Raw genomic sequence first — 3,069 nt, forward strand, 5'->3', positions numbered from 1 at the left:
CCGCTGGTGCTGGCCGGCGGCCTGCCCGACGGCGTGGCGCTGCGCGCGGCCACCGTGCTGGGCTGCGACCTGGGCTCGATGGGCACGCGCTTCATCGCCACCGAGCAGAGCCTGGCCTCGGCGCCCTACAAGAAGATGCTGGCCGCGAGCTCGCTCGACGACGTGATGACCACGCGCGCCTTCACCGGCCTGCCGGCCAACTTCCTGCGGCCCTCGGTGGTGAACGCGGGGCTCGATCCGGCGGCGCTCGACGAGGCGGTGTCGGTGCAGGAGGCGCGCCAGCGCTTCGGCGGCGGCTCGGAGGGCGCCGTGATCCAGCGCTGGGCCGACCTGTGGAGCGCCGGGCATTCGGTCGGCGGGGTGGCCGGGCTGGCCACGGTCGAGCAGGTGGTGCGCGGGCTGCGCGCGGAATTCGACGTCTCCGCATTGGCCTAGGGTTTTCCCTGAAAGGCGCGTCCGAAACGCCGGACGGCCTGCGCGGGCCGCGTCCGGATGCGCGGCGCGGGGGCTCGCTGGCCTCTGATTTTCTTCAATGAAATCAACGACTTGATTCGGGTTCTCGTGCCATTTTTACTGGCATGTGCGTTGCTCTGTGTTCTCCACTGCCGGCGCCGCCTTTTCCGAAGGCGCAGCCGGCGACAACGAGCCCAGGAGACAACCATGACCCTCAGCCGACCGGCCTTGCGACCCCCTTCGCCCGCACGTCCCGCCCCGCGCGGCGGCGCGCCGGCGCGCTGACCCCGTCCGACCGCGCCCGTCGGGCGCACCCCTTTTCCATCCCAGTGTTCAGCCCCGGCCGGCCCCCGGCCTCAAGGAGATTTCCCGTGGACCACGTATCCGCATCCGCCCCCAAGCCCTTCTACAGATCGCTGTACTTCCAGGTCATCACCGCCATCGTCATCGGCGTGCTGCTCGGCCACTTCTATCCCGACACCGGCGCCGCGATGAAGCCGCTGGGCGACGGCTTCATCAAGCTGATCAAGATGATCATCGCGCCGATCATCTTCTGCACGGTGGTGGTCGGCATCGCCGGCATGGAGGACATGAAGAAGGTCGGCAAGACCGGCGGCCTCGCGCTGCTGTACTTCGAGATCGTCAGCACCATCGCCCTGATCGTCGGCCTGGTCATCATCAACATCGTGCAGCCCGGCCACGGCATGAACGTGGACCCGAGCCAGCTCGACGCCAAGTCCATCGCGGCCTACACCGGCCCGGGCAAGATGGCCTCGACCACCGAGTTCCTGCTCAACGTGATCCCGACCACCGTGGTCGATGCCTTCGCCAAGGGCGAGATCCTGCAGGTGCTGCTGTTCGCCGTGATGTTCGGCTTCGCGCTGCACCGCTTCGGCGGCCGCGGCACGCTGGTGTTCGACTTCATCGAGAAGTTCTCGCACGTGCTGTTCACCATCGTCGGCTACATCATGAAGGTGGCCCCGATCGGTGCCTTCGGCGCGATGGCCTTCACCATCGGCAAGTACGGCGTGGGCTCGCTGGTGCAGCTCGGCGCGCTGATGGCGACCTTCTACGCCACCTGCCTGTTCTTCATCTTCGTGGTGCTCGGCGCGATCGCGCGCGCGCACGGCTTCAGCATCTGGAAGTTCATCAAGTACATCAAGGAAGAGCTGCTGATCGTGCTGGGCACCTCCTCGAGCGAGGCCGCGCTGCCGCGCATGATGGCCAAGATGGAGAACCTCGGCGCCAAGAAGTCGGTGGTCGGCCTGGTGATTCCCACCGGCTACTCGTTCAACCTCGACGGCACCTCGATCTACCTGACCATGGCCGCGGTGTTCATCGCCCAGGCCACCAACACGCCGATGTCGATCACCCAGCAGATCACGCTGCTGTTGGTGCTGCTGCTGACCTCGAAGGGCGCGGCCGGCGTGACCGGCAGCGGCTTCATCGTGCTGGCGGCCACCCTGTCGGCCGTGGGCCACGTGCCGGTGGCGGGCCTGGCGCTGATCCTGGGCATCGACCGCTTCATGTCGGAAGCGCGCGCGCTGACCAACCTGATCGGCAACGGCGTGGCCACCATGGTGGTCGCGAAGTGGACCGGCGACCTCGACACCGAGCGCCTGACCAGCCAGCTGAACCAGGGCAGCGGCGCCGAGGCCGACGAGCCCGAACTGGTGCTCGACGCCAAGGAAGCGCACATGCCCGCGGGCAGCGGGCGCTGATCGGGGCCGGCGTTCGCGCCGGTCTTTCTTCGGACGCCCGCCTCGCGCGGGCGTCCTGCCTTGCGGCTTCGCAATCTGCATTAACCTGCGCCCCGAGAACCGAACCCAGCGGCGCGCCCTTCCATGGAGACTTCCACCGTGACCTTCCGTCCCCGCACCCGGCGCGCGGTGGTGCGCTGGTGTGCCGCGCTCGTGCTGGTGGCGCTGTCCGCCCTGGTCGGCCACCACCTTTCCACGCAGGCCGGCCTGGCGCGATTGCGCGAGGCGGCAGAGCACCGGCTCGACATGGTCGCCACCGGGCTCGACGCCGAGCTCACGCGCTTCGACTACCTGCCCGCGCTGCTCGAGATGACGCCGGTGGTGCCCGCGCTGCTGAACGCGCCGGCCGACGCCTCGCTGCGCGACGCCGCCAACCGCTACCTCGCGGGCGTGAACGCCACCGCGCGCGCCGAGATGCTCTACGTGCTCGATGCCGGCGGCACCTCGCTCGCGGCCTCCGACTGGGACCGGCCCGGCACCACGCTGGGCCAGCACTACGAGTTCCGGCCCTACATGATCGATGCGCTGGCCCAGGGGCGCGGCCGCTTCTACGGCGTGGGCATCACGAGCCGCCGGCCCGGCTACTACCTCTCGTACGCGCTGCGCCGCGAGCCGGCCGTGCCCGGCGTGGTCACGGTGAAGATCAACCTCGAGGACAACGAGGCCGCCTGGCGCAAGCTGCCGGGCGACGTGGTGGTGGTCGACCAGCGCGGCGTGGTGATCCTCGCCACGCGCGACGACCTCAAGTTCCGGCCGCTGCTGCCGCTCGATGCGCTGCAGCGCGCCGAGGTGCTGCGCTCGCGGCCCTATGGCGAGGCCGCGCTCGCGCCGCTGCGCTGGCAGCGGCTGGAGGCGC

The 3,069-nt window shown here is 69.5% G+C and carries 2 protein-coding genes and 1 pseudogene; all 3 read left to right on the plus strand.

Going from position 1 to position 3,069, the window contains the following annotated elements; translation table 11 throughout:
- A partial coding sequence (locus tag AC27VN_RS37290; RefSeq protein WP_490879904.1) for an NAD(P)H-dependent flavin oxidoreductase occupies positions 1-435 on the plus strand: 435 nt, incomplete at its 5' end.
- 389 nt (positions 436-824) lie between these two features.
- Positions 825-2,174 (plus strand): dicarboxylate/amino acid:cation symporter, encoded by a 1,350-nt coding sequence (locus tag AC27VN_RS37295; protein WP_057591534.1) that lies wholly within the window; start codon positions 825-827, stop codon positions 2,172-2,174.
- Positions 2,175-2,312: 138 nt separating this feature from the next.
- Positions 2,313-3,069, plus strand: a pseudogene (locus tag AC27VN_RS37300) (sensor histidine kinase); the annotation flags it as partial.

Source organism: Variovorax sp. 20P10.2.4 (assembly GCF_058244205.1).